The organism is Xanthomonas sacchari (assembly GCF_024266585.1).
GTDB lineage: Bacteria > Pseudomonadota > Gammaproteobacteria > Xanthomonadales > Xanthomonadaceae > Xanthomonas_A > Xanthomonas_A sacchari_C.
In genome coordinates, this window is record NZ_CP100647.1 from 1,601,860 (window position 1) to 1,623,784 (window position 21,925).

17 protein-coding genes are annotated in these 21,925 nt (G+C 71.0%); 9 read left to right on the forward strand and 8 right to left on the reverse strand.

Translation table 11 applies throughout. The features are described from left to right. Positions 1-80 precede the first annotated feature (80 nt). A complete protein-coding gene (gene sucC / locus NKJ47_RS06535; protein WP_010342227.1) occupies positions 81-1,250 on the forward strand; it encodes an ADP-forming succinate--CoA ligase subunit beta in 1,170 nt (389 codons plus the stop codon). 22 nt (positions 1,251-1,272) lie between these two features. Beyond that, positions 1,273-2,148, forward strand: a complete 876-nt coding sequence (gene sucD, locus NKJ47_RS06540) for a succinate--CoA ligase subunit alpha (protein WP_010342226.1) — start codon at positions 1,273-1,275, stop codon at positions 2,146-2,148. 200 nt (positions 2,149-2,348) lie between these two features. On the opposite strand, the gene NKJ47_RS06545 is transcribed toward sucD, so the two are convergent. Next, positions 2,349-3,626 (reverse strand): DUF2254 domain-containing protein, encoded by a 1,278-nt coding sequence (locus NKJ47_RS06545; protein ID WP_254460691.1) that lies wholly within the window; start codon positions 3,624-3,626, stop codon positions 2,349-2,351. A gap of 251 nt (positions 3,627-3,877) precedes the next feature. Between NKJ47_RS06545 and NKJ47_RS06550 the strand changes: the two genes are divergently transcribed. Both NKJ47_RS06550 and NKJ47_RS06555 read left to right on the forward strand, forming a co-directional pair. Then, positions 3,878-5,974, forward strand: coding sequence for a pyrroloquinoline quinone-dependent dehydrogenase (locus NKJ47_RS06550; RefSeq protein WP_254460692.1), 2,097 nt, complete (start codon positions 3,878-3,880; stop codon positions 5,972-5,974). A 692-nt stretch (positions 5,975-6,666) separates the two neighbouring features. Further along, positions 6,667-8,304 carry an NAD+ synthase gene (locus NKJ47_RS06555; RefSeq protein WP_254460693.1) on the forward strand — a complete coding sequence of 546 codons (1,638 nt, stop codon included), beginning with the start codon at positions 6,667-6,669 and terminating at the stop codon, positions 8,302-8,304. A 188-nt stretch (positions 8,305-8,492) separates the two neighbouring features. Here the strand turns inward: NKJ47_RS06555 and egtD are convergent, their stop codons facing one another. Both egtD and egtB read right to left on the reverse strand, forming a co-directional pair. Continuing rightward, on the reverse strand, positions 8,493-9,512 hold the full coding sequence (gene egtD / locus NKJ47_RS06560) for an L-histidine N(alpha)-methyltransferase (protein ID WP_254460694.1): 1,020 nt from the start codon (positions 9,510-9,512) through the stop codon (positions 8,493-8,495). Continuing rightward, complete coding sequence (gene egtB, locus NKJ47_RS06565) at positions 9,509-10,798, reverse strand: ergothioneine biosynthesis protein EgtB (RefSeq protein ID WP_254460695.1); 1,290 nt, start codon at positions 10,796-10,798, stop codon at positions 9,509-9,511. Before egtB ends, egtD begins: the two co-directional genes overlap by 4 nt. A gap of 70 nt (positions 10,799-10,868) precedes the next feature. Between egtB and NKJ47_RS06570 the strand changes: the two genes are divergently transcribed. Continuing rightward, positions 10,869-12,077, forward strand: a complete 1,209-nt coding sequence (locus NKJ47_RS06570; protein WP_254460696.1) for an aminotransferase class V-fold PLP-dependent enzyme — start codon at positions 10,869-10,871, stop codon at positions 12,075-12,077. Positions 12,078-12,488: 411 nt separating this feature from the next. On the opposite strand, the gene NKJ47_RS06575 is transcribed toward NKJ47_RS06570, so the two are convergent. From NKJ47_RS06575 to NKJ47_RS06590, 4 genes are all read right to left on the reverse strand, one after another. After that, on the reverse strand, positions 12,489-13,955 hold the full coding sequence (locus NKJ47_RS06575; RefSeq protein ID WP_254461356.1) for a glycine betaine ABC transporter substrate-binding protein: 1,467 nt from the start codon (positions 13,953-13,955) through the stop codon (positions 12,489-12,491). Between the two features lie 32 nt (positions 13,956-13,987). Then, on the reverse strand, positions 13,988-14,725 hold the full coding sequence (locus tag NKJ47_RS06580) for an ATP-binding cassette domain-containing protein (RefSeq protein WP_254460697.1): 738 nt from the start codon (positions 14,723-14,725) through the stop codon (positions 13,988-13,990). A 52-nt stretch (positions 14,726-14,777) separates the two neighbouring features. Continuing rightward, the gene (locus tag NKJ47_RS06585; RefSeq protein ID WP_254460698.1) at positions 14,778-15,722 is read right to left on the reverse strand and encodes a hypothetical protein; all 945 of its coding nucleotides are present in this window, start codon (positions 15,720-15,722) and stop codon (positions 14,778-14,780) included. A 272-nt stretch (positions 15,723-15,994) separates the two neighbouring features. Next, positions 15,995-16,870 carry an outer membrane protein assembly factor BamD gene (locus NKJ47_RS06590; protein WP_019797124.1) on the reverse strand — a complete coding sequence of 292 codons (876 nt, stop codon included), beginning with the start codon at positions 16,868-16,870 and terminating at the stop codon, positions 15,995-15,997. 115 nt (positions 16,871-16,985) lie between these two features. Between NKJ47_RS06590 and rluD the strand changes: the two genes are divergently transcribed. The 4 genes from rluD (at position 16,986) to NKJ47_RS06610 (ending at position 19,806) form a co-directional block, all read left to right on the forward strand. Then, a complete protein-coding gene (rluD, locus tag NKJ47_RS06595; RefSeq protein ID WP_254460699.1) occupies positions 16,986-17,993 on the forward strand; it encodes a 23S rRNA pseudouridine(1911/1915/1917) synthase RluD in 1,008 nt (335 codons plus the stop codon). A gap of 82 nt (positions 17,994-18,075) precedes the next feature. After that, positions 18,076-18,849, forward strand: coding sequence for a peptidoglycan editing factor PgeF (gene pgeF, locus NKJ47_RS06600; protein ID WP_254460700.1), 774 nt, complete (start codon positions 18,076-18,078; stop codon positions 18,847-18,849). Further along, positions 18,834-19,376 carry a DUF4166 domain-containing protein gene (locus NKJ47_RS06605; protein WP_254460701.1) on the forward strand — a complete coding sequence of 181 codons (543 nt, stop codon included), beginning with the start codon at positions 18,834-18,836 and terminating at the stop codon, positions 19,374-19,376. Before pgeF ends, NKJ47_RS06605 begins: the two co-directional genes overlap by 16 nt. Next, positions 19,363-19,806: a thiol-disulfide oxidoreductase DCC family protein gene (locus tag NKJ47_RS06610; protein WP_254460702.1), complete on the forward strand. Its 444-nt coding sequence runs from the start codon at positions 19,363-19,365 to the stop codon at positions 19,804-19,806. Before NKJ47_RS06605 ends, NKJ47_RS06610 begins: the two co-directional genes overlap by 14 nt. Positions 19,807-19,825: 19 nt before the next feature. On the opposite strand, the gene NKJ47_RS06615 is transcribed toward NKJ47_RS06610, so the two are convergent. Beyond that, positions 19,826-21,682 carry a methyl-accepting chemotaxis protein gene (locus NKJ47_RS06615; protein WP_254460703.1) on the reverse strand — a complete coding sequence of 619 codons (1,857 nt, stop codon included), beginning with the start codon at positions 21,680-21,682 and terminating at the stop codon, positions 19,826-19,828. Between the last annotated feature and the right edge of the window lie 243 nt (positions 21,683-21,925).

The following is a 21,925-nucleotide window of genomic DNA, read 5'->3' on the forward strand; positions in this document are numbered from 1 at the left end:
CGTCCCGTCCGTACCGCTCCCGGCCGCCACTCAGGGCCCGGATCGCTGCGGGACGGCCGTTCCTTTTCCCACGGTGACGCATGAATTTCCACGAATATCAGGCAAAACAACTGCTTGCCGAGTACGGCATCCCGGTCCCGGCCGGCAAGGTCGCGGCGACTCCGGAAGAAGCGGTTGAAGCCGCCAAGTCGCTGGGCGCTGGCCCTTGGATGGTCAAGGCGCAGATCCACGCAGGTGGCCGCGGCAAGGCAGGCGGCGTCAAGTTCTGCAAGACCACCGACGATGTGAAGGCCGTCGCTGAGAAGCTGCTCGGTACGAAGATGGCGACCTACCAGACCGCCGGCGTCGAGCTGCCGATCAACCTGGTGCTGGTGACCACCGCCGGTGAGATCGTCAAGGAGCTGTACCTGTCGGTGCTGGTCGACCGCGGCACCCGCACCATCAGCTACATCGCCTCCTCCGAGGGCGGCATGGAGATCGAACAGGTCGCCGCCGAGACCCCGGACAAGATCCACACGCTCAACGTCGACTTCGTCGAGGGCGTGCAGGGTTACCACGGCCGCGACATCGGCTTCAAGATGGGCCTGACCGCCAAGCAGGCCGGCCAGTTCGCCAGCATCATGGTCAACCTGTACCGCATCTTCAACGAGAAGGACCTGGCGCTGGTGGAGATCAATCCGCTGGCGATCCTGGACGACGGCAACCTCTACGCGCTGGACGGCAAGTTCAACAGCGACGACAACGCCAACTTCCGCCACAAGGAACTGGTCGCCATGCGCGACAAGTCCCAGGAAGACGAGACCGAAGTGACCGCTTCGGAGCTGGACATCAACTACGTCACCATGGACGGCAACATCGGTTGCATGGTCAATGGCGCCGGTCTGGCCATGGCGACCATGGACGTGATCAAGCTCAACGGCGGCGAGCCGGCGAACTTCCTCGACGTTGGCGGCGGCGCCAACAAGCAGCGCGTGATCGAGGCGTTCAAGCTGATCCTGTCCTCGGACAAGGTCGAAGGCATCTTCGTCAACATCTTCGGTGGCATCGTCCGCTGCGACATGATCGCCGAGGGCATCATCGCGGCGGTCAAGGAAGTGGGCGTCAAGGTTCCGGTCGTGGTGCGCCTGGAAGGCACCAACGTGGAAGAAGGCAAGCAGCTGCTGCGCGACAGCGGCATGGCCATCATCCCGGCCGACAACATCAACGACGGCGCCAAGAAGGTCGTTGAAGCTGTCAAGAACGCCGCCTGATCCACGACACCAAGGAACTCCAATGTCTGTTTTGATTAACAAGAACACCAAGGTGATCGTGCAGGGCTTCACCGGCCAGCAGGGCACCTTCCACGCCACCCAGATGATCGAGTACGGCACCCAGGTCGTCGGCGGTGTCACGCCGGGCAAGGGCGGCACCACCCACATCGACCTGCCGGTGTTCAACACCGTGGCCGATGCCGTGCAGAGCACGGGCGCCGATGCCTCGGTGATCTACGTGCCGCCGCCGTTCGCGGCCGACGCGATCCTGGAAGCGGCTGCGGCCGGCATCAAGGTCATCGTCTGCATTACCGAAGGCATCCCGGTGCTGGACATGCTGCGCGTCAAGAACGTGCTGACCCGTTCGCATCCGGACACCGTGCTGATCGGGCCTAACTGCCCCGGCGTGATCACCCCGGGCGAGTGCAAGATCGGCATCATGCCGGGCCACATCCACAAGCCCGGCAAGATCGGCATCGTCTCGCGTTCGGGCACGCTGACCTATGAAGCGGTCAAGCAGACCACGGAAGTCGGCCTGGGCCAGTCCACCTGCATCGGCATCGGCGGCGACCCGATCAACGGCCTGAACTTCGTCGACTGCCTCAAGCTGTTCAACGAGGATCCGCAGACCGAAGGCATCATCATGGTCGGCGAAATCGGCGGCGACGCCGAGGAAGCCGGTGCCGAGTACATCGCCAAGCATGTCAAGAAGCCGGTGGTCGGCTTCATCGCCGGTGCTTCGGCGCCGGCCGGCAAGCGCATGGGCCACGCCGGTGCGATCGCCTCGGGCGGCAAGGGCACGGCCGAGGGCAAGTTCGCGGCGATGGAAGCCGCTGGCGTCAAGACCGTCCGCTCGCCGGGCGACCTGGGTGCGGCGATCGCCTCGCTGGTGAAGTAAGTAACGCCAACGGCAGTGTGGCGCCTTGGCGCCACGCTGCGCGGTCTGGCAAGAGAGCCCCGCGCGAGCGGGGCTTTTTTTGTACCGGGATGGTGTATGCGCTTCGATGGACCAACGCGGCAGCATGCCGCGCGGCCCCGTCAACGCCAGCGCAGCGGCTGCCATCGAGGCGAAAGGAGCTGCGCCGACCGGCGCTTCGCTCAGGCGGGGGTGGAGGCGGAGGCGATGCCGTTTTCCGAAAGCGCCGCCGCGCGCAGGGCCTCCTGGTCCGGGCCGAAGCGTAGCGTTTGCAGCCCCCGCTGCAGCGACTGCTGCGCCAGCATCAGCGCCGCCTCGCGCATCTCGGGCGAGTCCGCCCGCGCGACTGCCGCGAATGCCTTCTGCAGCTGAATGTTGACCTCCAGTGCGCCGGCAGCGTCGCGGGCGATGGGGGCGAACGCGTCCTCGACCATGTCCCGTTCCGACAGCGGCGCCACCCGGACGTGCGGGTAGCGGATCTCCGGTGCTGGGGTGCGCGCACGCTTGTGCGCCCAGCCGCACAGCAGTCGCACACAGGTCCCGATCACGTCGATGCAGGTGCCGGGATCGTTGATCGCCGCCGACATCGAGCGCTGGGCGATTTCCGCCAGGATGACCAGGCCATAGCGCGGATCGTGCTCGACGCTGCGTGCCTCGCTCACGCTGACCGCCGCGCGTAGCCGGCCGAGCAGGGCCGCATCCGTCCGGCCCGCCACGGCCAGGATGGGGCGCTGCGGCGTGGCGAAGGTGCCGGGCTGGCAAAGCACGTAGATGGTCAATGCGTGTTCGGCGGCGATCGCGTCCAATCGGGCCACATCCAGATGCTCCACGTAACCGACCTGTTCGCTGTACAGGCGCTGGGCCTCATCGGGAAGCGGGTGCGCGCCTGGCGCCGCTCCCAACAGCGGGTCTTGGGCGCGGCGACGCATCGCATCGCGGGTGGCCAATTCCACCAGGTCGATGGTTTCGCCGAGCCGGCCGAAGCGCGAGAACTGCTCGATGGAGCGCAGCAAGGTCACGGTGATCAGGACGATCACCGCGATGGTGGCGCCGAACAGCACCAGCCGACCGCCTTCCCCATAGAGGCCAGTACTCAGGGCGATCAATCCGACGATCGAAAACAGGAACGCGCCGATGAAGGTCGCCAGCGCGCCTTGGGCGCGGGTATCCTCGATCAGCAGGCGCGCGGCACGCGGGGTGGCGCTGTTCGAGGCCGAGGCGTAGGCCGAGACCATGGTGGACAGGGAGAACGTGGTCACCGTCAGCATCGAGGCGGCCAGGATGGCGAGGATATTGCCGACCGAATCCGCCCCGATCCGCGTGGCCAGGGTGTGCGGAATCAGGAACTTCAGGAAGGCGCCGGCCAGGGCCGTGATGACGCCGAGTGCGCCGTAGAGCGTGGAACGAAACCACATCCGTTTGCTGAGCTTGCCGAGGGCAAGCCTCCATCGTGTCAGCATCGCGTCGCGCTCCTGGTCGGCCGGGCTGGCTGGACACTACCGCGTTGCCCGCGCAGAGCCAATCAACGCCGTGGTCGGGGCCGTGGTCGGGCGTCCTGGCTGGCGCGCTCCCGCTGCCGGCGGCGACGCCGCTCGTCCCCATGGTCCCGCACTTGGTCACTGACATGGCCGGTTCCGTCCCTGCGGCGCAGCGGCGCGCCGCGGTAAGACCGAGACTGCACGCCACTTTCGGCAGCGACAGGAGCGGATGCGTGATCAGGCGATGGCGGGCAGCGGTATGCGGGGCGGGCGTGGCGATGGGCATTGGAGGGCTCTGCGCGGCGGCACCGGGCGATTGGGCCAGTTACGCCGGCGCGCCCGGCGGCGGGCAGTATTCGCCGCTGACCCAGATCACACCGGAGAATGTCGGACGCCTGCGCATCGCCTGGTCGTTCCGCACCGGCGAACTCGGCGCCGGCCTGCCCGATCCGCAGCGGCGCCGTTTCGAGGCCAATCCGCTGGTGCTGGGTGGGCGCATGTACCTCACCACCGGCACCGGCATCGCCTTTGCCCTGGATGCGGCCAGCGGCCGCGAACTGTGGTCGTTCGATGCCAAGGTCGCGCGCGGCAAGCGCTACAGCGACCCGGCCTCGCGCGGGGTGAGTGTCTGGCGCGACGCGCAGGCCGCGGCCGGGGCGTGCCGCGAGCGCATCGTGTTCGGCACTCTGGATGCGCGGCTGATCGCGCTGGATGCGGCCGACGGGCGCCCGTGCGCCGGATTCGGCCAGGGCGGCAGCGTCGATCTCAAGGCCGGCATCAACCTGCAGGACGACCCGCGCGACAGTTGGGCCAACTATGCCGTGACCTCGCCGCCGGTGGTGGCCGGCGACGTGCTGGTGGTCGGCAGTTCGATCGGCGACAACCGCGCGCACACCCTGGAGCAGGGCGTGGTGCGCGGCTACGACGCGCGCAGCGGCCGCGAGCTGTGGCGCTGGGATCCGGTGCCGCGCGATCCGGCCAAGGCCACCGCCGCGGGCTGGCAGCCGGAGCAAGCGGCGACGGTCGGCGGCGGCAATGCCTGGGCGCCGCTGGCGGTGGATCCGGCGCTGGGCCTGGTCTACGTGCCGACCGGCTCGGCCAGCCCCGATTACTACGGCGGCGAGCGCCTCGGCGACAACCGCGATACCAATTCGCTGGTGGCGCTGGACCTCCACAGCGGGCGCCGGGTGTGGGCGCAGCAACTGGTGCACCACGACCTGTGGGACTACGACCTGGCCTCGCAGCCGGTCCTGACCACGCTGCAGACCGCACACGGGCCGCGCGCGGCGGTGCTGCAGGCGACCAAGACCGGCTTCCTGTTCGCCTTCGATCGCCGCGACGGCACGCCGCTGTTCCCGATCAGCGAAGTGCCGGTGCCGGCCTCGGACGTGCCGGGCGAACGCGCGTCGCCGACCCAGCCGATGCCCGAACCGGCGCTGCGCCTGGCGCGGCATGCGCCGATCACCCCTGCCGATGCCTGGGGCGTGACCCCGGCCGCGCGCCGCCAGTGCGCGGCGCTGATCGCCGGGATGCGCTCGGAAGGCATTTTCACCCCGCCCAGCGTGCGCGGCAGCGTCGTCTCGCCGGGCTGGGCCGGCGGCGTCAACTGGGGCGGCATTGCGGTGGATCCGCAGCGGCAACTGGCGATCATGCCGGTGTCCGACCTGCCAATGCAGATCACCCTGATCCCGCGTGCGCAGTTCGACTGGAAGGACAGCGCGCGTTACCCGGGCCAGGAGTTCAACGACATGAAGGGCACGCCGTTCGGCATGCGCCGCGGCGTGCTGGCCGCGGCGGACGGCATTCCCTGCGTGCGTCCGCCGTGGGGACGGCTGGTGGCGGTGGACCTGCGCACCCGCAAGGTCGCCTGGGAGCGGCCGTTGGGCACGCTGGAAGACCGCCTGCCGTGGCTGCCGCTGGAGGTGGGCACGCCGCTGCTCGGTGGCGCGGTGAGCACCGCCAGCGGGCTCACCTTCGTCGCCGCCGCGGCCGATGCACGGCTGCGCGCGCTCGACAGCGCCACCGGCAAGACCCTGTGGGAGGCCAAGCTGCCGGCTGGCGGGCAGGCGACGCCCTCGGTGTACGCGGTGAACGGGCGCCAGTACGTGGTGATCGCCGCCGGCGGTCGCGAGGGCCTGGGCACGATGGGCGACTACCTGGTCGCCTACACGCTGGAGGGCGATGGCCAGGAGGTCGTGTTCCAGCATGGCGTCGGCGTGCGCATGGCGCTGCTGGGCGCCGCCGCGCTGGGGCTTGGCACGGGAGTGGTGCTGCTGGTGCGCCGTTGGCGCCGGCGGCGCCGCGCGCGGGCTGGTGCTGGCGCCCGCTGAAGCACATGGTGGTGGTTGGCCGGCGCTTCGGGATTGATGCAGTCGGGACTGAAGTCCCTCCCACAGCGCTTGGTCAGCATGTCGTCTTCCGTTGCTGTGTCGTCTTCCTGTGGGAGCGGCTGCAACCGTGACGGGGGATGCTCTGCAGTACGCCAGGCATGGTCGGGAGCCGCTGCTGCTGGTGTCGGCGGCACCGCACCCGTGTTTCGCGGTGCAGTCCGGCCAGTGCAGTCGGAAATCGAAGGCACGCCAAGGTCAGCGCTGAACGGCGGCCTGCGGCGATCGCTTCCAAACGCACGCACACGCTTTCGCAGGAGTGGGCCAAGGTCTCTTTTGTGGATCAGCTGCGATGGCGTTATCGGGAATGCTCGTCGCGGCTGACGCCGCTGTTACGCGCGGTAACGGCATGTCCCGCTGAGCCGCGGCAAACGCAAGTTGGTCGAGTGCCCTGAAGCCCCGCCGACAGCGCACCTAGCCAGCACTTGGGATGCCGCTCCTTGTGGGAGCGACTTCGGTCGCGACGCGGAGTCTGTCAGTGGTTGGCTTCGGCGCCAGTCGGACGGAAGTCCCTCCCACGGTGCATCCATCCGCTGACCGGCACATCATGAGGTGGGTGGGCGGACCGGATCGCCTGCCGCGGTGCGGCGCTACACTGCGCACTGCGTTCCCCTCCCGCTTCTGCAAGGTTGTCCATGCCTTCTTCCCTCCGCCTCGCCATGGCCCAGTTCGATTTCCCGGTCGGTGCCGTGGCCCAGAACACCGACCGGATCATCGCCTTGCTCGAGGAGGCGCGCGACGAGTACGGCGCCGACGTGGTGCTGTTCCCGGAGCTGGCGGTCAGCGGCTATCCGCCGGAGGACCTGCTGCTGCGGCCGGGCTTCCTGGCCGACTGCGAGCGCGCGGTGCAGCGCATCGCCGCGCAGGTGCGCGGCATCGTCGCGGTGGTCGGCTGGCCGCAGAGCGCCGGCAGCGTGGTCTACAACGCCGCCAGCGTGCTGCGCGGCGGCCGCATCGAGCGCACCTACCGCAAGCGCGAACTGCCCAACTACGCGGTGTTCGACGAGCGCCGCTATTTCGACGTGGACCCGGACGGGGAACACTGCGTGTTCGAGGTCAAGGGCACGCCGGTGGGCCTGGTGATCTGCGAGGACCTGTGGTTCCCGGAGCCGCTGGCGGCGACCGTGCGCGCCGGCGCGGAACTGGTGCTGGTGCCCAACGCCTCGCCCTACGAGCGCGGCAAGCATGCGCAGCGCGATGCCTTGCTGGCCGAGCGCAGCCGCGAGAGCGGCGCGGCGCTGGCCTATCTCAACGTGGTCGGCGGCCAGGATGCGCTGGTGTTCGACGGCGCCTCGGTGGTGGCCGACGGCGACGGCACCGTGCATCCGGCCGCGGCGGCCTTCACCGACCAGTGGCTGGTGGTGGACTACGACACCGCCGCACGCCGTTTCGCGCCGTTGCGCTGGATCGACGACGGCGACGAGAGCATGGATGCGCTGGCCTGGCGCGCGGTGGTGCGCGGGTTGCAGGACTACTGCGCCAAGAACCGCTTTTCCAAGGTGTGGCTGGGCCTGTCCGGCGGCATCGATTCGGCGCTGGTGCTGGCGATGGCGGTGGATGCGCTGGGCGCGGACAACGTCACCGCGGTGCGCTTGCCGTCGCGCTACACCGCCGACCTGTCCAACGACCTGGCCGCCGAGCAGTGCCGCACGCTGGGCGTGACGCTGGAGACGGTGGCGATCGAGCCGGCGTTCGAAGGACTGCTGCGCGCGCTCGGTCCGCTGTTTGCCGGCACCGAGCCCGACGTCACCGAGGAGAACCTGCAGTCGCGCAGCCGCGGCGTGATCCTGATGGCGCTGGCCAACAAGTTCGGCGGCCTGTTGCTGACCACCGGCAACAAGAGCGAGTACGCGGTGGGCTATGCCACCATCTACGGCGACATGTGCGGCGGCTACGCGCCGCTGAAGGACCTGTACAAGACCGAGGTGTTCGGCCTGGCGAAATGGCGCAACACCGTCGGTGGCGCGCCGGTGATCCCGCCCGCGGTGATCGCGCGGCCGCCCTCGGCGGAACTGCGCGCCAACCAGACCGACCAGGATTCGTTGCCGCCCTACGATGTGCTCGACGGCATCCTGTACCGCTACGTCGACCAGGAGGAGTCGCGCGACGAGATCGTCGCTGCCGGCTATGCCGCCGAGGTGGTCGACCGGGTGGTGCGGCTGGTGCGCATCAGCGAGTGGAAGCGGCACCAGGCCGCGCCGGGGCCGAAGGTGTCGCGCCGCGCCTTCGGGCGCGAGCGGCGCTATCCGATCAGCAACGGCTACCAGGGTTGATGGACTCGGGAGCCGGGACCCGCGATTTTCCCGCGAGTGCAAGGCGGTTGCGATTGCACTGTGGGAGGGACTTCAGTCCCGACGGGCTTTACCGGGAAAGCCTGTCGGGGCTGAAGCCCCTCCCACAAAAAATCGCTTGATAGCGATTTTGCTGCGGACACCATCATGGCGTCCCGCATTTTGCAGGATTACGACTTTTCCGGGTCCCTGGCCCCGGGCACTGTGTCCCCGCTCTGCAGCAACCGCAGCCCGAACGCATCGTCCTGCGCGTTCCAGCCATGGCTGACCCGCAAGCCGGCCTCGGCGGCCATCGCCGCGAAGTTCTGGTCGGTGTACTTGTGGCTGTACTCGACCTGCATCGCTTCGCCGTCGGCGAAATCGAAGCGCTGCCCGGCCACGTGCACCTGCTGCGCGCACTGGCTGACCAGGAAGGTCTCGATGCGCTGGCGCGCCTCGGAGTAGACGGCCCGATGGCGGAACTGCGCCAGGTCGAAGTCGCTGCCGATCTCGCGGTTGAGCCGGCGCAGCAGATTCAGGGTGAACGCGGCGGTGACCCCGGCGGCATCGTTGTAGGCTGCCTCCAGCAGCGCCGTGTCCTTGACCAGGTCGATGCCGATCAGCGCGCAGCCGTCCGCGCCCATGGTCTGGCGCATCGAGCGCAGCAGGGCGATGCCGTCCTCGCGGGTGAAGTTGCCCAGGGTCGAGCCGGGGAAGAACACCAGGGTGCGGCGTGCGCCGCGCTGCGGCGCCGGCAGCGCCACCGGCGCGGTGAAGTCGGCGCACACCGGCAGCATCTGGATGTGCGGGAAGCGCTCGGCCAGCCGCGTGGTGCTGGACATCAGCATGTCGCGGGAAATCTCGATGGGCGTGTAGGCCACCGGCATGCGCAGCCCATCCAGCAGCAACTGGGTCTTGCGCCCGCTGCCGCTGCCCAGCTCGACCACGTGCGCGCCCGTGCCCACCGCCTGCGCGATCGACGGCATGCGCGCTTCCAGCAGGTCCAGCTCGGTGCGGGTCAGGTAGTACTCGGGCTGGCGGGTGATCGCCTCGAACAGGCGCGAGCCTTCGGCGTCGTAGAAATACTTGGACGGCAGCTGCTTGGGGCTGCGCGACAGCCCGGCGATCGCGTCGGCGGCGATGTCGTCGGCCTGCGGATGCAGGTCGGTGAGGGCGGCTTCGGTCAGGGCACGGGCGGTTGCGGCATTCATGCGGGATCCTTGGCCAGGCGCACGCCGGCGAACTGCCACCGCGCATCGGAGGGGAAGAAGTTGCGGTAGCTGGCGCGCAGGTGATCGTGCGGCGTGGCGCAACTGCCGCCGCGCAACACCCACTGCGCGTTCATGAACTTGCCGTTGTATTCGCCCAGCGTGCCCGACCACGGGCGGAAGCCGGGGTAGGGCAGGTAGGCGCTGCCGGTCCATTCCCAGACGTCGCCGAACAGCTGTTGCAGGCCGGCATCGGCCGGCGCCGCCGGCTGCGGGTGCAGCGCATCGGTCTCGACGAAGTTGCCGGCGATGGCGACGCCGGTGGCCGCCTGTTCCCACTCCGCTTCGGTCGGCAGGCGCGCGCCGGCCCAGCGCGCGTAGGCGTCGGCCTCGAACAGGCTGAGATGGCACACCGGCGCATGCGGATCGCGTTTGCGCCAGCCGCCGAGGGTGAATTCGCGCACGCCATCGGCATGCCAGTACAGCGGGCGCTGCCAGTCCTCGGCGCAGCGCCGTGCCCAGCCGTCGCTGAGCCACAGGCCGACCGAGCGGTAGCCGCCGTCGGCGATGAACTCGGCGTACTCGGCATTGCTCACCGGGCGGCTGGCCAGCGCATGCGCCGGCACCAGCACGCGATGCCGCGGCGATTCGTTGTCGTAGGCGAAGCCGGCATGCGCCGGCCACGGCGCGGCACCGATCTCGCTGATCTGCTCGTCGCGCTGCAGCCAGCGCAGCGCGGACGCCGGCGCGCGCTGCGTCGCCAGGTCAGTGCGATACGCCGGGCCCAGCGGATTGCGCCAGAACGCGTGCTTGATGTCGGTCAGCAGCAGTTCCTGGTGCTGCTGCTCGTGCTGCAGGCCCAGCTCCAGGATCTGCAGCGTCTGCGGCGCCAGGGTGCCGGCCTGCAACTGCGCCAGCACGCGCGTTTCGATCTCCGTGCGGTAGTCCAGCACCTTCGCCAGCGATGGCCGCGACAGCAGGCCGCGGTGCGGGCGCGCGTGCGCCGGGCCGATGCTCTGGTAGTAGCTGTTGAACAGGTAGTCCCACTGCGGATCGCGCGCGCGGTACTCCGGATCGGCGCCGAGCACGAAACGCTCGAAGAACCAGGTGGTGTGCGCCAGGTGCCATTTGGCCGGACTGGCGTCGTCCATGCTCTGCACCATCGCGTCTTCTTCGCTCAATGGCGCGGCGAGATGACGGCTGCGGGCGCGCACGCGGCGCAGGCGGTCCGCCAGCGTCGCAGCGGACGCGATGGGCGAAGGCGGTGACGCCGGAGAGATCGCTTGCATCGACCCAGTCTTAGCGGTCCGGCGTGAACGGACCGTCACGCGTCGCGGTCCGCGGCGTTACCCTAGGCACATGTCTACGACCGCCTTACGCCCCGACGCCAACACGGCTTCCGCCGGGGAGTTGGTCGACCTCGACGCCGCGGCGGATGCGTTCGCGTTGCCGGCCGGGGTGCGCTACCTGGACACCGCCAGCAAGGGGCCGCGCCTGCATCGGGTACTGGCCGCCGGGCAGGCGGCGCTGGCCGCGTCGATCACGCCGTGGACGCTGTCCTTCGATGCCTGGCGCGCGCAGATCGAGGACTTGCGTGCGCTGGCGGCGGACACCCTGTTCGGTGGCGACAGTGAAGGCGTGGCGATGGTGCCGTCGGCCGCCTACGGCCTGGCCATCGCGGCGCGGCAGGTGCCGTTGGCGCCGGGCGATGCGGTGCTGCTGCTCGACGGCCAGTTCCCGTCCAACCTGCTGGCCTGGCAGCAACGTTGTGCCGAGAGCGGCGCGCACCTTGCGGTGGTGCGGCCGGCGCCGGGCCAGGACTGGACCGACGCGGTGCTGGCCACGCTCGACGCGCAACCGCGCGTGCGCGTGGCGACCCTGCCCAATGCCTACTGGCGCGATGGCCGCCTGCTGGATCTGGACCGCATCGCGCCGCGGGTGCATGCGGCCGGCGCGATGCTGGTGCTGGACCTGAGCCAGAGCCTGGGCGTGCTGCCGGTGCGGCTGGACGCCTGGCGGCCGGACTTCGTGGTCTCGGTCGGGCACAAGTGGCTGCTCGGGCCGATGGGGCTGGCGTGGTTGTGGGCGTCGCCGCACTGGCGCGCGCACGGCGTGCCGTTCGAGCAGCACTGGCAGGCGCGCGACCCGGGCGGCGACTGGCAGTTTCCGGCCGAAGCGCCGCCGCCCTACCGCAACGGCGCGCGCCGCTTCGATGCCGGCGGCGTCGCCGATCCGCTGCGCCTGGCGATGGCCGACGCGGCGCTGCAGCAACTGCAGCAGTGGCAGCCGGCACGCATCGCGCAGCGGCTTGGCGAACTCGGCGCCGCGTTCGATGCGGAACTGCGGACGCTGGGAGCGGGCGACTGGATCGCGCCCGGGCACGCGCCGCACGTTTACGCGTTGCATCCACCGGCGTCGACGATGCCGGCGTTGCTGCGGTGGCTGCAGCACGCGCAGGTCGTCTGCACGCATCGGCACGGCGCCTTGCGCATTGCGCCGTACCTGCAATTGACGCCGGAGGCGATGCGCGGCCTGGCGCAGGAGATGCTGGCTGCGGCGCGTGCCTGAAGAGGGCGACGCGTGCGGCGGTTGCGTTCGGGTTTTCCTGTGCGACGGAAATCTCGCTGACGGCGTGGTGGCGTTGGCGTCGTTCGCGGCAGCCGTCGGCGTGTGTGATGTCGTGCGCCGTGACGCAGGCAGTGCGCGAAGCGTCCCGTAGGAGCGGCTTCAGCCGCGACGGGCGGCACCGGGCGGGGACGCCTGTCGCGGCTGAAGCCGCTCCTACAGCGGAATCTGTGTCCGGTGCGGTGTGGCGAGAGCGGATCGGTAGAGGTGCTCCACGCGCAGTGTGGAAGGGGCTTCAGCCCCGACAAGCGGACACAGCCGCATGCTGTCGCGACCAAACGCTCCGTCCGCGAGGCTGCCTGCCGTTGCCGGATGGTTGGCCGAACGCGTGCCGCCAGACGTGTGGCGGCGGCTTCACCGCCGCGCCGCCAGGCGCAACCCGCGCGGGGTCAGCACCCGCTCCAACAGTTCGAACAGGCCCTGCACCAGCAGTGCCAGCAGCGCGGCCGGCACCGCGCCTTCCAGGATCAGGCCGAGATCGTCCAGGCGGATGCCGGTGAGGATCGGCTGGCCATAGCCGCCGGCGCCGATCAGCGCGCCCAGGGTCGCGGTGCCGACGTTGATCACCGCCGCGATCTTGATGCCGGCGAGGATGGTGCGCAGCGCCAGCGGCAGTTCGATCCGCCATAGCCGGGTGCCCGGCGGCAGGCCGAGCGCGGCGGCGGTCTCGCGCAGCTCGCGGGCGATGCCGGTGAGCCCGGCATGCGTGTTGCGCACGATCGGCAGCAGGCTGTACAGGAACAGCGCGGCGATCGCCGGTTTGGCGCCGATGCCGAACAGCGGGATCATGAACACGAACACCGCCAGCGACGGCAGCGTCTGCAGCACGCCGGTCAGTGCCAGCACCGCCTGGCCCAGCCGGGGCCGGTGCGCGGCCAGAATGCCCAGCGGCAGCGCCACCAGCAGGGCCAGGCCCAGCGACAGCCCGACCAGCGCCAGATGCTCGCGGGTACGCTGCAGCAGCCGCTGCAGGCGCCCGTCCTGGGCCGGCGCGGCGATGCCCAGCCAGTCCGCGGCGATCGCGCTCTCGGCGCGCTTGTCGAGCTTGGCCTCGGCGTTGAGCCGTTGCATGGTCGCCGCGTCGATGCGCCCGCCCAGTCCCTGCAGCGCCTGCACGAAGCGCGGCGCGCGCTGCGCCAGGTCGGCGCGGTACAGGAACACCGCGGCGTAGCGCGGGAAGTAGTGCTTGTCGTCCTGCAGCACCAACAGGTCGTGCGCCGGGATTTCGGCGTCGGTGCTGTACAGGTCGGTGAGGTCGATCGCGCCGCTGTCCAGCGCGCGGTAGGCGAGGTCGTGGTCCAGGCCGGTGGGCGTCTGCGGCAGGCCGTAGGCGGCGCGCACGCCGGGCCAGCCGTCGGCACGCGAGACGAACTCGTTGCTCAGCCCGAATTTGAGCGTCGGATGCGCGGCCAGGTCGGACAGGCGCGCGATGCCCAGCGCCTGCGCGCGTTGCCGGCGCATGCCGAACGCATAGGTGTTGTCGAAGCCTAGCGGCGCGCTCATCGCCAGGCCGCGTTGCGCCAGCGCACGCTGCAGGGCTGCGTCGTCGGCGCCCGGCATCTGCAGCAGCTCGGCGGCCAGGGTGCCGGTGTACTCGGCATAGGCGTCGATCGACCCTTGCTCCAGCGCGCGCCACAGGATGCGGGTGCCGCCGAGCTGGCGCCGGTGCTCGACCTCGACCCCGGCCTGGCGCCCGGCGCCGGCGGCGATCTCGCCCAGCACCACCGCTTCGGTGAAGTTCTTCGAGCCGACCACCACCTTGGCGTCTTCGGCGGCGGCCGGCAGGCCCAGCAGCGTGGCCAGTCCGCCCAGCGCGGCCATCGCGATCGCGCGCCAGCGCGCGCCCGGCGCCGTCACCGCGCCTCCTCCAGGCTGCGCTGCGCATGCAGGAACTGGCTCACGAAAGGGTCGGCCGGCGCCTCCAGCAGGCTGCGCGCGCTGCCTTCCTGCAGCACGCGGCCGCCGCGCATCAGCACCAGGGTATCGCCGAGGTAGGCGGCCTCGGCGACATCGTGGGTCACCAGCACCACGGTCTTGCCGAGTAGCGCGAACAGCTCGCGCATCTGCGTCTGCAACTCGTGGCGCACGATCGGGTCGAGCGCGCCCAGCGGCTCGTCCAGCAGCAGCACCGGCGGGTCCAGCAACAGCGCCCGGATCAGGCCCACGCGCTGGCGCTGGCCGCCGGACAGCTCGGCCGGGTAACGCGCCAGCAGCGCTTCCGGCAGGCGGCACAGCGCAGCCAGTTCGTGCAGGCGCGCCGCGATGCGCGGCTGCGCCCAGCCCAGCGTGCGCGCCAGCAAGGCGGCGTTGTCGCGCGCACTCAGGTGCGGGAACAGGCCACCCTCCTGGATCACGTAGCCGATGCGCCGGCGCTGCGCCAGCAGGGTGGCGCGGCGCAGCGGCTCGCCCTGGAAGCGCACTTCGCCGGCGTCCGGCCATTCCAGGCCCAGCAGCAGGCGCAGCACGCTGGACTTGCCGGCGCCGCTGGGGCCGATCAGGGCAGTGGTGCGGCCCGGGGCGATGCGCAGATCGACCCGGTCCAGCGCCAGCGTGTCGCCATAGCGGCGGGTGACACCATGCAGTTCGAACATCGCCGCAGCATAGCCGCAGGCGGCGACCACGCCGCGCGAAGACAGGGTCCGCTCAGCGGGCCGCGTCGGTCAGCAGGCCCAAGGTCGGTTTCGGTCGGCTCAGGTCGTACATCAGGCCGAAATGCGCCTCCGCGCCCTGCTGGTCCGGCTGGTCGAGCAGTTCGTAGAGATTGATCTCGGCGACCACGTCGGCGTAGTCGCTGCGCAACGTCTGCAGCAGCTCCGCCACGCTGTCGTAGCAGGCGCCGTCGCCGGGATGGCCGCCATCGGTGTTGCCGGTGTACACCTCGGCGCAGTTGAGCTCGTTGACGTACACCTTGGTGCCGTACTTCTGCGCGGCGGCGCGCAGTTGTCCGAGATACAGGTCCATCCAGTAGCCGCGTTCCCCGTGGAAGGCGTAGTAGTGGAAGCTGATCCGGTCGAAATCGAAGCCGGCGGCCTTGGCCTGCTCCAGGAACCACAGCGAGCCGTTGCGGTCGCCGGGACAGCGCGCGTTGGCCGAATGGTCGTCGCTGTTGCAGGCGGTGATGTTGATGGTGAACTGCAGGCTGGCGCCCAACTCGTCGGAGGCCTGCTTCATGCCGCGGTACATGGTGGTCATCGCCGCGATCCGCGCCGGGGCGGCGGCGCGATCCAGGTCCTGCTCGTTGCCGATCTCCCAGATCTTGATGTCGCCGGCATAGCGCCGCGCCAGCGCGTAGCCGATCTCCTGCGACATCGGATACACCATCGGCCGCAGCGCGATGTGGTACTTGCGTGAGAGTTGCACGAGTTGGTCGAGCACGGTGAAGTCGCGCGGGTCCACGTCGAACCGGTAGCTGCGCAGGTTGCGCTGGTCGAGCAGGCGGAACACCTCCTCGCTCTGGCTGAGCGGGTAGGCCTGGCGGCCGTCGTGGCCATTGACCCCGTACACGATGGCCGGTGCCGCGGCGGCCGGGACGGCGGCGGAGGCGAGGACGGCGGCGAACAACCACAGCAGCGGGCGCAGGATGGGCATGGGGCTGGGTCCCAGCGGATCGGCACGGAGGGGAGGTGTGGGGCAGCCTAGCAAGCCTGCGCATCGGCCTGGCCGACGATCGCCCGGACTGGGGGCTGCATCGCAGTCCACGGCGCCCGCCAGGCCCGGCGCTGCCGCGCGACACCCGCCGCCGTGTGCCGGCCCGGATCGGCCCGCCGTTGCGGGGGAGGGTTGGGCCGCGGTGATGCCCCTCCAGAACGCGACAGGGGCCTTGCGGCCCCTGTCGGTGTGCAGCCTGCGGGCGCGGTGGATCAGCGCTGCATCTGCGAATTGGACTGCCCGGTGGCGGCGGACTTCTCGCCGGCGAACGGGTTGAGCTTGCGGATCATCCACGGGTACTTCGGCCAGTTGCCGGTCAGCCACGGATGCTGCGGGTCGTTGAGCTCCAGCACGCGGCGCGCATCGGCGGCCAGGGTCTTGTTGCCCAGGTGGGTGTAGGCGTCGGCCAGCACCGCCACCGCGTCGTACTGGTACGCGCTCTGCGGGTAGGTCTCCAGCAGGTAGGTGGCGCGCGAGGCGGCCGACACCCAGGCGTCGCGGCGCAGGTAGTACAGCGCGTTGTCCAGCTCGTGCTGGGCGAACACGTTGCGCAGGGCGATCATGCGCTCGCGCGCGTCGGCGGCGTAGCGGCTGTTCGGGTAGCGCTCGGCGACGGTGTTGAAGTCGGCGTAGGCCTGCTGCGGAGTGGACAGGTCGCGGCGGCTGGGGTCCAGCGACCACACCCGGCGCAGGAACACCGTGTCGCGGTTGGAGTTGGACAGTCCGCGCAGGTAGTACATGTAGGCGATGTTGCGCTGGGTCGGGTAGGTGCGGATGAAGCGGTCGATGGTCGACACCGCGTCGTCGTGCTTGCCGGCCTTGTACTGGGCGTAGGCGCTCTCGATCATCGCCTGCTCGGTGTAGTTGCCGTACGGGTACTGCGCGATCAGCCGCTTGAAGCTGCTCTCGGCGCCGGCCCAGTTGCCGCTCTCCATCTGCGCATGCGCCTTCTGGTAGAGCTGCTCCACCGGCATGCCTTCCTCGGGGTTCTTCTTCTGACGGTGGCAACCCGTCGCCACGACCAGCGTGACCAGCAGCAGGGCGATGAAACGGACGTGCGCGGACAGCGGGACGGAGCGTCGGATCATGGGTTCGGGCGCGGCAGGGCAGGAATACGAAGGGGCGATGATAGCCTAGTGGCCTGTCCTGCGACTGACTACGGCCGCCGCGACCCCCTTTTCCGACCCAAGCCGTGCCCCTGCCATGCCCAATACCCCCCCGGACCTCCCCGAGGACGCCGTCAGCGACGGCCCGCGCCAGGCGCGCGTCCCCGACCACGCCGCCGGCCGCCGTTTCGACGCGGTGCTGGCCGAACTGTTCCCCGAATACTCGCGTTCGCGCCTGGCCGAATGGATCAAGTCCGGCGACGCCCTGCTCGACGGCGCGCCGGCGCGGCCGCGCGACCCGCTGCGCGGCGGCGAGATCGCCAGCCTGCACGCGGTGCTGGACACCCAGACCCACGCCCTGCCCGAGGACATCCCGCTGGAGGTGCTGTACGAGGACGACCAGGTCATCGTGCTGAACAAGCCGGCCGGGCTGGTCGTGCACCCGGGCGCCGGCAATCCCAGCGGCACCCTGGTCAACGCCTTGCTGTACCGCGACCCGGGACTGTCGGCGCTGCCGCGCGCCGGCATCGTGCACCGCCTGGACAAGGACACCAGCGGCGCCATGGTGGTGGCGCGGACCCTGCAGGCGCATACCTCGCTGGTCGCGCAGCTGTCCGCGCGCGACGTGCACCGGCAATACCTGGCGGTGGTGGTGGGGGCGCTGGTCTCCGGCGGCACCGCCAACGCGCCGATCGACCGCCACCCGCGCGACCGCCTGCGCATGGCGGTGCGCGAGGACGGCCGCGACGCGGTCACCCACTACCGGCTGCGCGAGCGCTTCCGCGCCCACACCGCGCTGGAATGCCGCCTGGAGACCGGCCGCACCCACCAGATCCGCGTGCACATGGCGCACCTGAAGCACCCGATCGTCGGCGACCCGCTGTACGGCGGTCCGCTGAAGCTGCCCAAGGGCGCCAGCGAGGAACTGATCGGCGAACTGCGCGGCTTCAAGCGCCAGGCGCTGCACGCCGAGACCCTGGAGTTCAAGCATCCGCTCAGCGGCGAGCCGGTGCGCGCCACCGCGGCGGTGCCGGCCGACCTGCAGCAGTTGCTGGCCAGCCTGCGCGCCGATGCGCAGGCCGCCGCCGAGCGGGCACGGCGGTGAGCCGGGCCGCGGTGCGTGCATCCGGCGCCCCGGCGGGAGTGCCGGATTCGGCGCGCCCGCCGGCGGGCGGAGCGTGCCGCCGATGATCGACTTCGCCTTGCCGGCCGACTGGCCGGCCCCGCCGCGGATCCACGCCCTGACCACGCTGCGCGAGGGCGCCGGCGCCTCGCAGCCGCCGTTCGACCGGTTCAACCTGGGCAACCGCAGCGCCGCCGACGGCGACGACCCGGCCACGGTGCAGCGCAACCGCGACGAACTGGCGGCGCGGCTGGCGCTGCCGACGCCGCCGCACTGGCTGCGGCAGGTGCATGGCGTGCAGGTGCTGCGCTTCGACGGGCCGCCGCACGGCACCGGCATCGCCGCCGAGCCGACCGCCGATGCCGCGGTCACCGCCGAACCGGGGGTGGTGCTGGCGATCATGACCGCCGACTGCCTGCCGGTGGTGTTCGCCGCGCGCGACGGCAGCGAGGTCGGCGCCGCGCACGCCGGCTGGCAGGGCCTGGCCGGTGGCGTGCTGGAGGCCACCGTGGCCGCGTTGCGCACGCCGCCGGCGCAACTGCGGGCCTGGCTGGGGCCGGCCGCCGGGCCGCAGCGCTACGAGATCGGCGTCGAGGTACGCGAGGCCTTCCTGCGCCACGCTCCGGCGGCGGCCAGCGCCTTCGTCGCCACCCGTCCCGGACACTGGTTGGTGGATCTGTACGCGCTGGCGCGGCAGCGCCTGGCCGCGGCCGGCATGGAGCCGGCGCAGGTCTTCGGCGGTGGCCTGTGCACCATCGCCGATGCGCAGCGCTTCTACTCCTACCGGCGCGACCGCCGCACCGGCCGCATGGCGACCCTGGCGTGGATCGCGCCCTGACCGCGCCGCTGTTCGCGCAGGTGCTGGGGCCGGCATTCGCGCAGTTGCCGCCGGTGCTGCGCGCGCTGCACACCCCGTCGCCGCAGTCGCGCTATGTCGGCCAGGCCGCGGTGCAGCGCGGCCGCCATCGGCTGCTGCCGCTGTGCGCGTGGCTGGTGCGGCTGCCGCGCACCGGGCCGGCGACGCCGGTGGAGGTGGTGTTCCGCGCCGATGCCCGCGGCGAGCGCTGGGAGCGCCGCTTCGGTGCGCACGCCATGCCCTCGCGGCTGTGGCAGCACCGTGGCCGGCTGCGCGAGCGCCTGGGGGCGGTGGTGTTCGAATTCGCGCTGCGGGTCGATGGCGCCGGCATCGAATGGCGTGCGGCGCGGGCCTGGGCCTTCGGCGTGCTGCCGCTGCCGAAGCGCTGGCTGGCCGGCGTGCACTGCCGCGAAGACCAGCGCGACGGCCGCTACGCCTTCCTGATCGCGGTGACGCTGCCGTGGATCGGTCCGTTCATCCGCTACGAGGGCTGGCTTGCGCCGGCCTGAGCCAACGCCGGCCGTGGCGCCGGCGGCGCCGGAGGACACGGCCATCGTCGTGTTCGACGGGGTCTGCGCGTTGTGCAGCCGCTGGGTGCGGTTCCTGCTGCGCCATGACCGCCGCGGCCGCTACCGCTTCGCGGCGATGCAGTCGCCGCGCGGCAGCGCGCTGTTGCGCGAGCACGGGCTGGATCCGGCCGATCCGCTGTCGTTCCTGCTGCTGACCCGGCATGGCGCCTTGACCGACTCGGACGCGGCGATCGCGGTGATCGCCGGGCTCGGCGGGGGATGGCGCGGCCTCGCGGTGCTGCGCCTGCTGCCGCGGCGCTGGCGCGACGCCGGCTACCGTGTGTTGGCGCGCAATCGCCATCGCTGGTTCGGCACCACCGCGCAGTGTTTCCTGCCGGAGCCGCAGCAGCGCGCGCGTTTCCTGCAGTGAGCGCGCCGCGCGGACCGGCTCAGCCGGCGCCGCGCGCGAACGGCACCACCTTGCTGTCGGCACCGCCAGCGCGGCCGCTGTCGAGCCGGAACACGCCGACGGCGGTGGCCAGGCCGCCGGCCTGTTCCTCCATGCTGCGCGCGGCGGCGGTGGCTTCCTCGACCAGAGCGGCATTGCGCTGGGTCACTTCGTCCAGCTGCGCCACGGTGCGGTTGACCTGTTCGATGCCGCTGGACTGCTCGCCGCTGGCGGCGCTGATCTCGCCGATCAGGCCGGTCACCCGCTGCACCGAGCCGACGATCTCGTGCATGGTGGCGCCGGCGCGGTTGACCAGCGCGGCGCCTTCGCCGACGGTGCGGGTGGACGCCTCGATCAGGCCCTTGATCTCCTTGGCCGCATCGGCCGAGCGCTGCGCCAGCGAGCGCACCTCGGCGGCGACCACGGCGAAGCCACGGCCCTGTTCGCCGGCGCGCGCCGCCTCCACCGCGGCGTTGAGCGCCAGGATGTTGGTCTGGAAGGCGATGCCGTCGATGACCCCGATGATCTCGCCGATGCGCTGCGAGGAGACGCTGATCGCGCGCATCGTCGCCACCACCTCGTCCATCACCTGGCCGCCGGAACGGGCGATCTCACCGGTGTTCTGCACCAGGCCGTTGGCCTGCTGTGCGTTGTCGGCGTTCTGCTTCACCGCCGAGGTCAGTTCCTCCATCGAGCTGGCGGTCTCCTCCAGGCTCGCCGCCTGCTGTTCGGTACGGTCGGACAGGTCGGTGTTGCCCGCGGCGATCTCCCCGGCGGCGCGGCGGATGGTCTCGGCCGCATCCTGGATGCCGACGATGATCTCGGTGAGCTTGGCGACGGTGCGGTTGGTGTCCTCGCGCAGGCGCGCGAACACGCCCTGCGCCTGGCCGTCGACGCGGTGGGTGAGGTCGCCTTCGGCCAGCGCCGCCAGCGCCCCGGCCAGTTCCGCCAGGTTGCTCTCCACCGCGTCGGCGATGCGGTTGACGCCGTCGGCCAGCGACTGGAGTACGCCGTCCATCGCCGCGGTGTCGATGCGCTGGCTGAAATCGCCGTGTGCGGCGGCCTCGATCACCGTCGCCAGCGCCTGTTCGGCGGCGACCTGCGCGGTCACCTCCTCCCATTGCGCGATGGTGCCCAGGCGGCGGCCGTCGGCGCCGTTGATCGGGCTGTACACGAAGTCGATCTGGCGGCCGAAGAACGGCGCGCGCACGCGCTTGGAGCCGGTCAGCGCGCGCATGCGGTCGATCGCTGCCTGGCTGTCCGGGTAGATGTCGCCGATGCTGCCGCCGACGAACTGTTCGGCACGGAATTCCGGGCGGAAGCGCTGCACGTCCGGCTCGATGGTGCGCAGCATCTGCAGCAGCTTGCGGTTGGCGAAATGCACGCGGCCATCGTCGTCGGCGATGCGCACCATGGTGTCGAGATCGTCCAGCGCCTGGATCACGAAGCGGCCGTGACCTAGTTCCGCCTCGGTCTGCGCCTGGCGTGCGGCCAGCGCCTGTTGCGCGTTCTGCACCGCGCGCAGCAGGGCGACCTCGGTCGCGTCGCTGGCCAGCTCCACGCGGTGCTCGAAGCGGCCTTCGCCGAGCGCCTGCAGCGCCTGGGTGGCCCGGTCCAGGGAGCGCGGCGCGCCGCGTCTGCCGGCCCAGGTCAGCGCCGCGGCAATGGCGGCGGCGGCCAGCAGCGCCGGCAGCACTCGCGGCAGCGCCGATCCGGTCGGCCCGAGCGTGCGGCCGACGTGCACGGCATAGCCGGTCAGCGCCAACAGCACCAGCGCCTGGGCCAGGGCGAGCAGCGCCGGATGCGGGCGCAGCCGGGAGGGGAGGGACGGGCGGCGAGCGGCGGATGGCGAGGGCATGGTGTGCACCGGCTGGGAAACAACGGGCAACGCCGCAGGGGCGACGCGATCTCGCGGAGTACCCCCAGTATCGGCGCATTGCGAGGCGTGCTTGATCGCCGGCGCCTGCCGTTCGTCGGAAACTTCACATGACCTGGATGCCTGCAGGCGGCTGCGCAAGGCGCGATGGCCTGGTGCACTGCAGTGTGGCGCGCCGCCAAGGGCACGCGCGCTGGCCGCTTGCGCGGACCGGGACCTCCATGC

Excerpts from the sequence above, each read along its gene's own strand:
- sucC (WP_010342227.1), top strand. The coding sequence starts at position 81 with ATGAATTTCCACGAATATCAGGCAAAACAACTGCTTGCCGAGTACGGC.
- sucD (WP_010342226.1), top strand. The coding sequence starts at position 1,273 with ATGTCTGTTTTGATTAACAAGAACACCAAGGTGATCGTGCAGGGCTTC.
- NKJ47_RS06545 (WP_254460691.1), bottom strand. The coding sequence starts at position 3,626 with ATGCTGACACGATGGAGGCTTGCCCTCGGCAAGCTCAGCAAACGGATG.
- NKJ47_RS06555 (WP_254460693.1), top strand. The coding sequence starts at position 6,667 with ATGCCTTCTTCCCTCCGCCTCGCCATGGCCCAGTTCGATTTCCCGGTC.
- egtD (WP_254460694.1), bottom strand. The coding sequence starts at position 9,512 with ATGAATGCCGCAACCGCCCGTGCCCTGACCGAAGCCGCCCTCACCGAC.
- egtB (WP_254460695.1), bottom strand. The coding sequence starts at position 10,798 with ATGCAAGCGATCTCTCCGGCGTCACCGCCTTCGCCCATCGCGTCCGCT.
- NKJ47_RS06570 (WP_254460696.1), top strand. The coding sequence starts at position 10,869 with ATGTCTACGACCGCCTTACGCCCCGACGCCAACACGGCTTCCGCCGGG.
- NKJ47_RS06575 (WP_254461356.1), bottom strand. The coding sequence starts at position 13,955 with ATGGCCGCGCTGGGCGGACTGGCCACGCTGCTGGGCCTGCCGGCCGCC.
- NKJ47_RS06580 (WP_254460697.1), bottom strand. The coding sequence starts at position 14,725 with ATGTTCGAACTGCATGGTGTCACCCGCCGCTATGGCGACACGCTGGCG.
- NKJ47_RS06585 (WP_254460698.1), bottom strand. The coding sequence starts at position 15,722 with ATGCCCATCCTGCGCCCGCTGCTGTGGTTGTTCGCCGCCGTCCTCGCC.
- NKJ47_RS06590 (WP_019797124.1), bottom strand. The coding sequence starts at position 16,870 with ATGATCCGACGCTCCGTCCCGCTGTCCGCGCACGTCCGTTTCATCGCC.
- rluD (WP_254460699.1), top strand. The coding sequence starts at position 16,986 with ATGCCCAATACCCCCCCGGACCTCCCCGAGGACGCCGTCAGCGACGGC.
- pgeF (WP_254460700.1), top strand. The coding sequence starts at position 18,076 with ATGATCGACTTCGCCTTGCCGGCCGACTGGCCGGCCCCGCCGCGGATC.
- NKJ47_RS06615 (WP_254460703.1), bottom strand. The coding sequence starts at position 21,682 with ATGCCCTCGCCATCCGCCGCTCGCCGCCCGTCCCTCCCCTCCCGGCTG.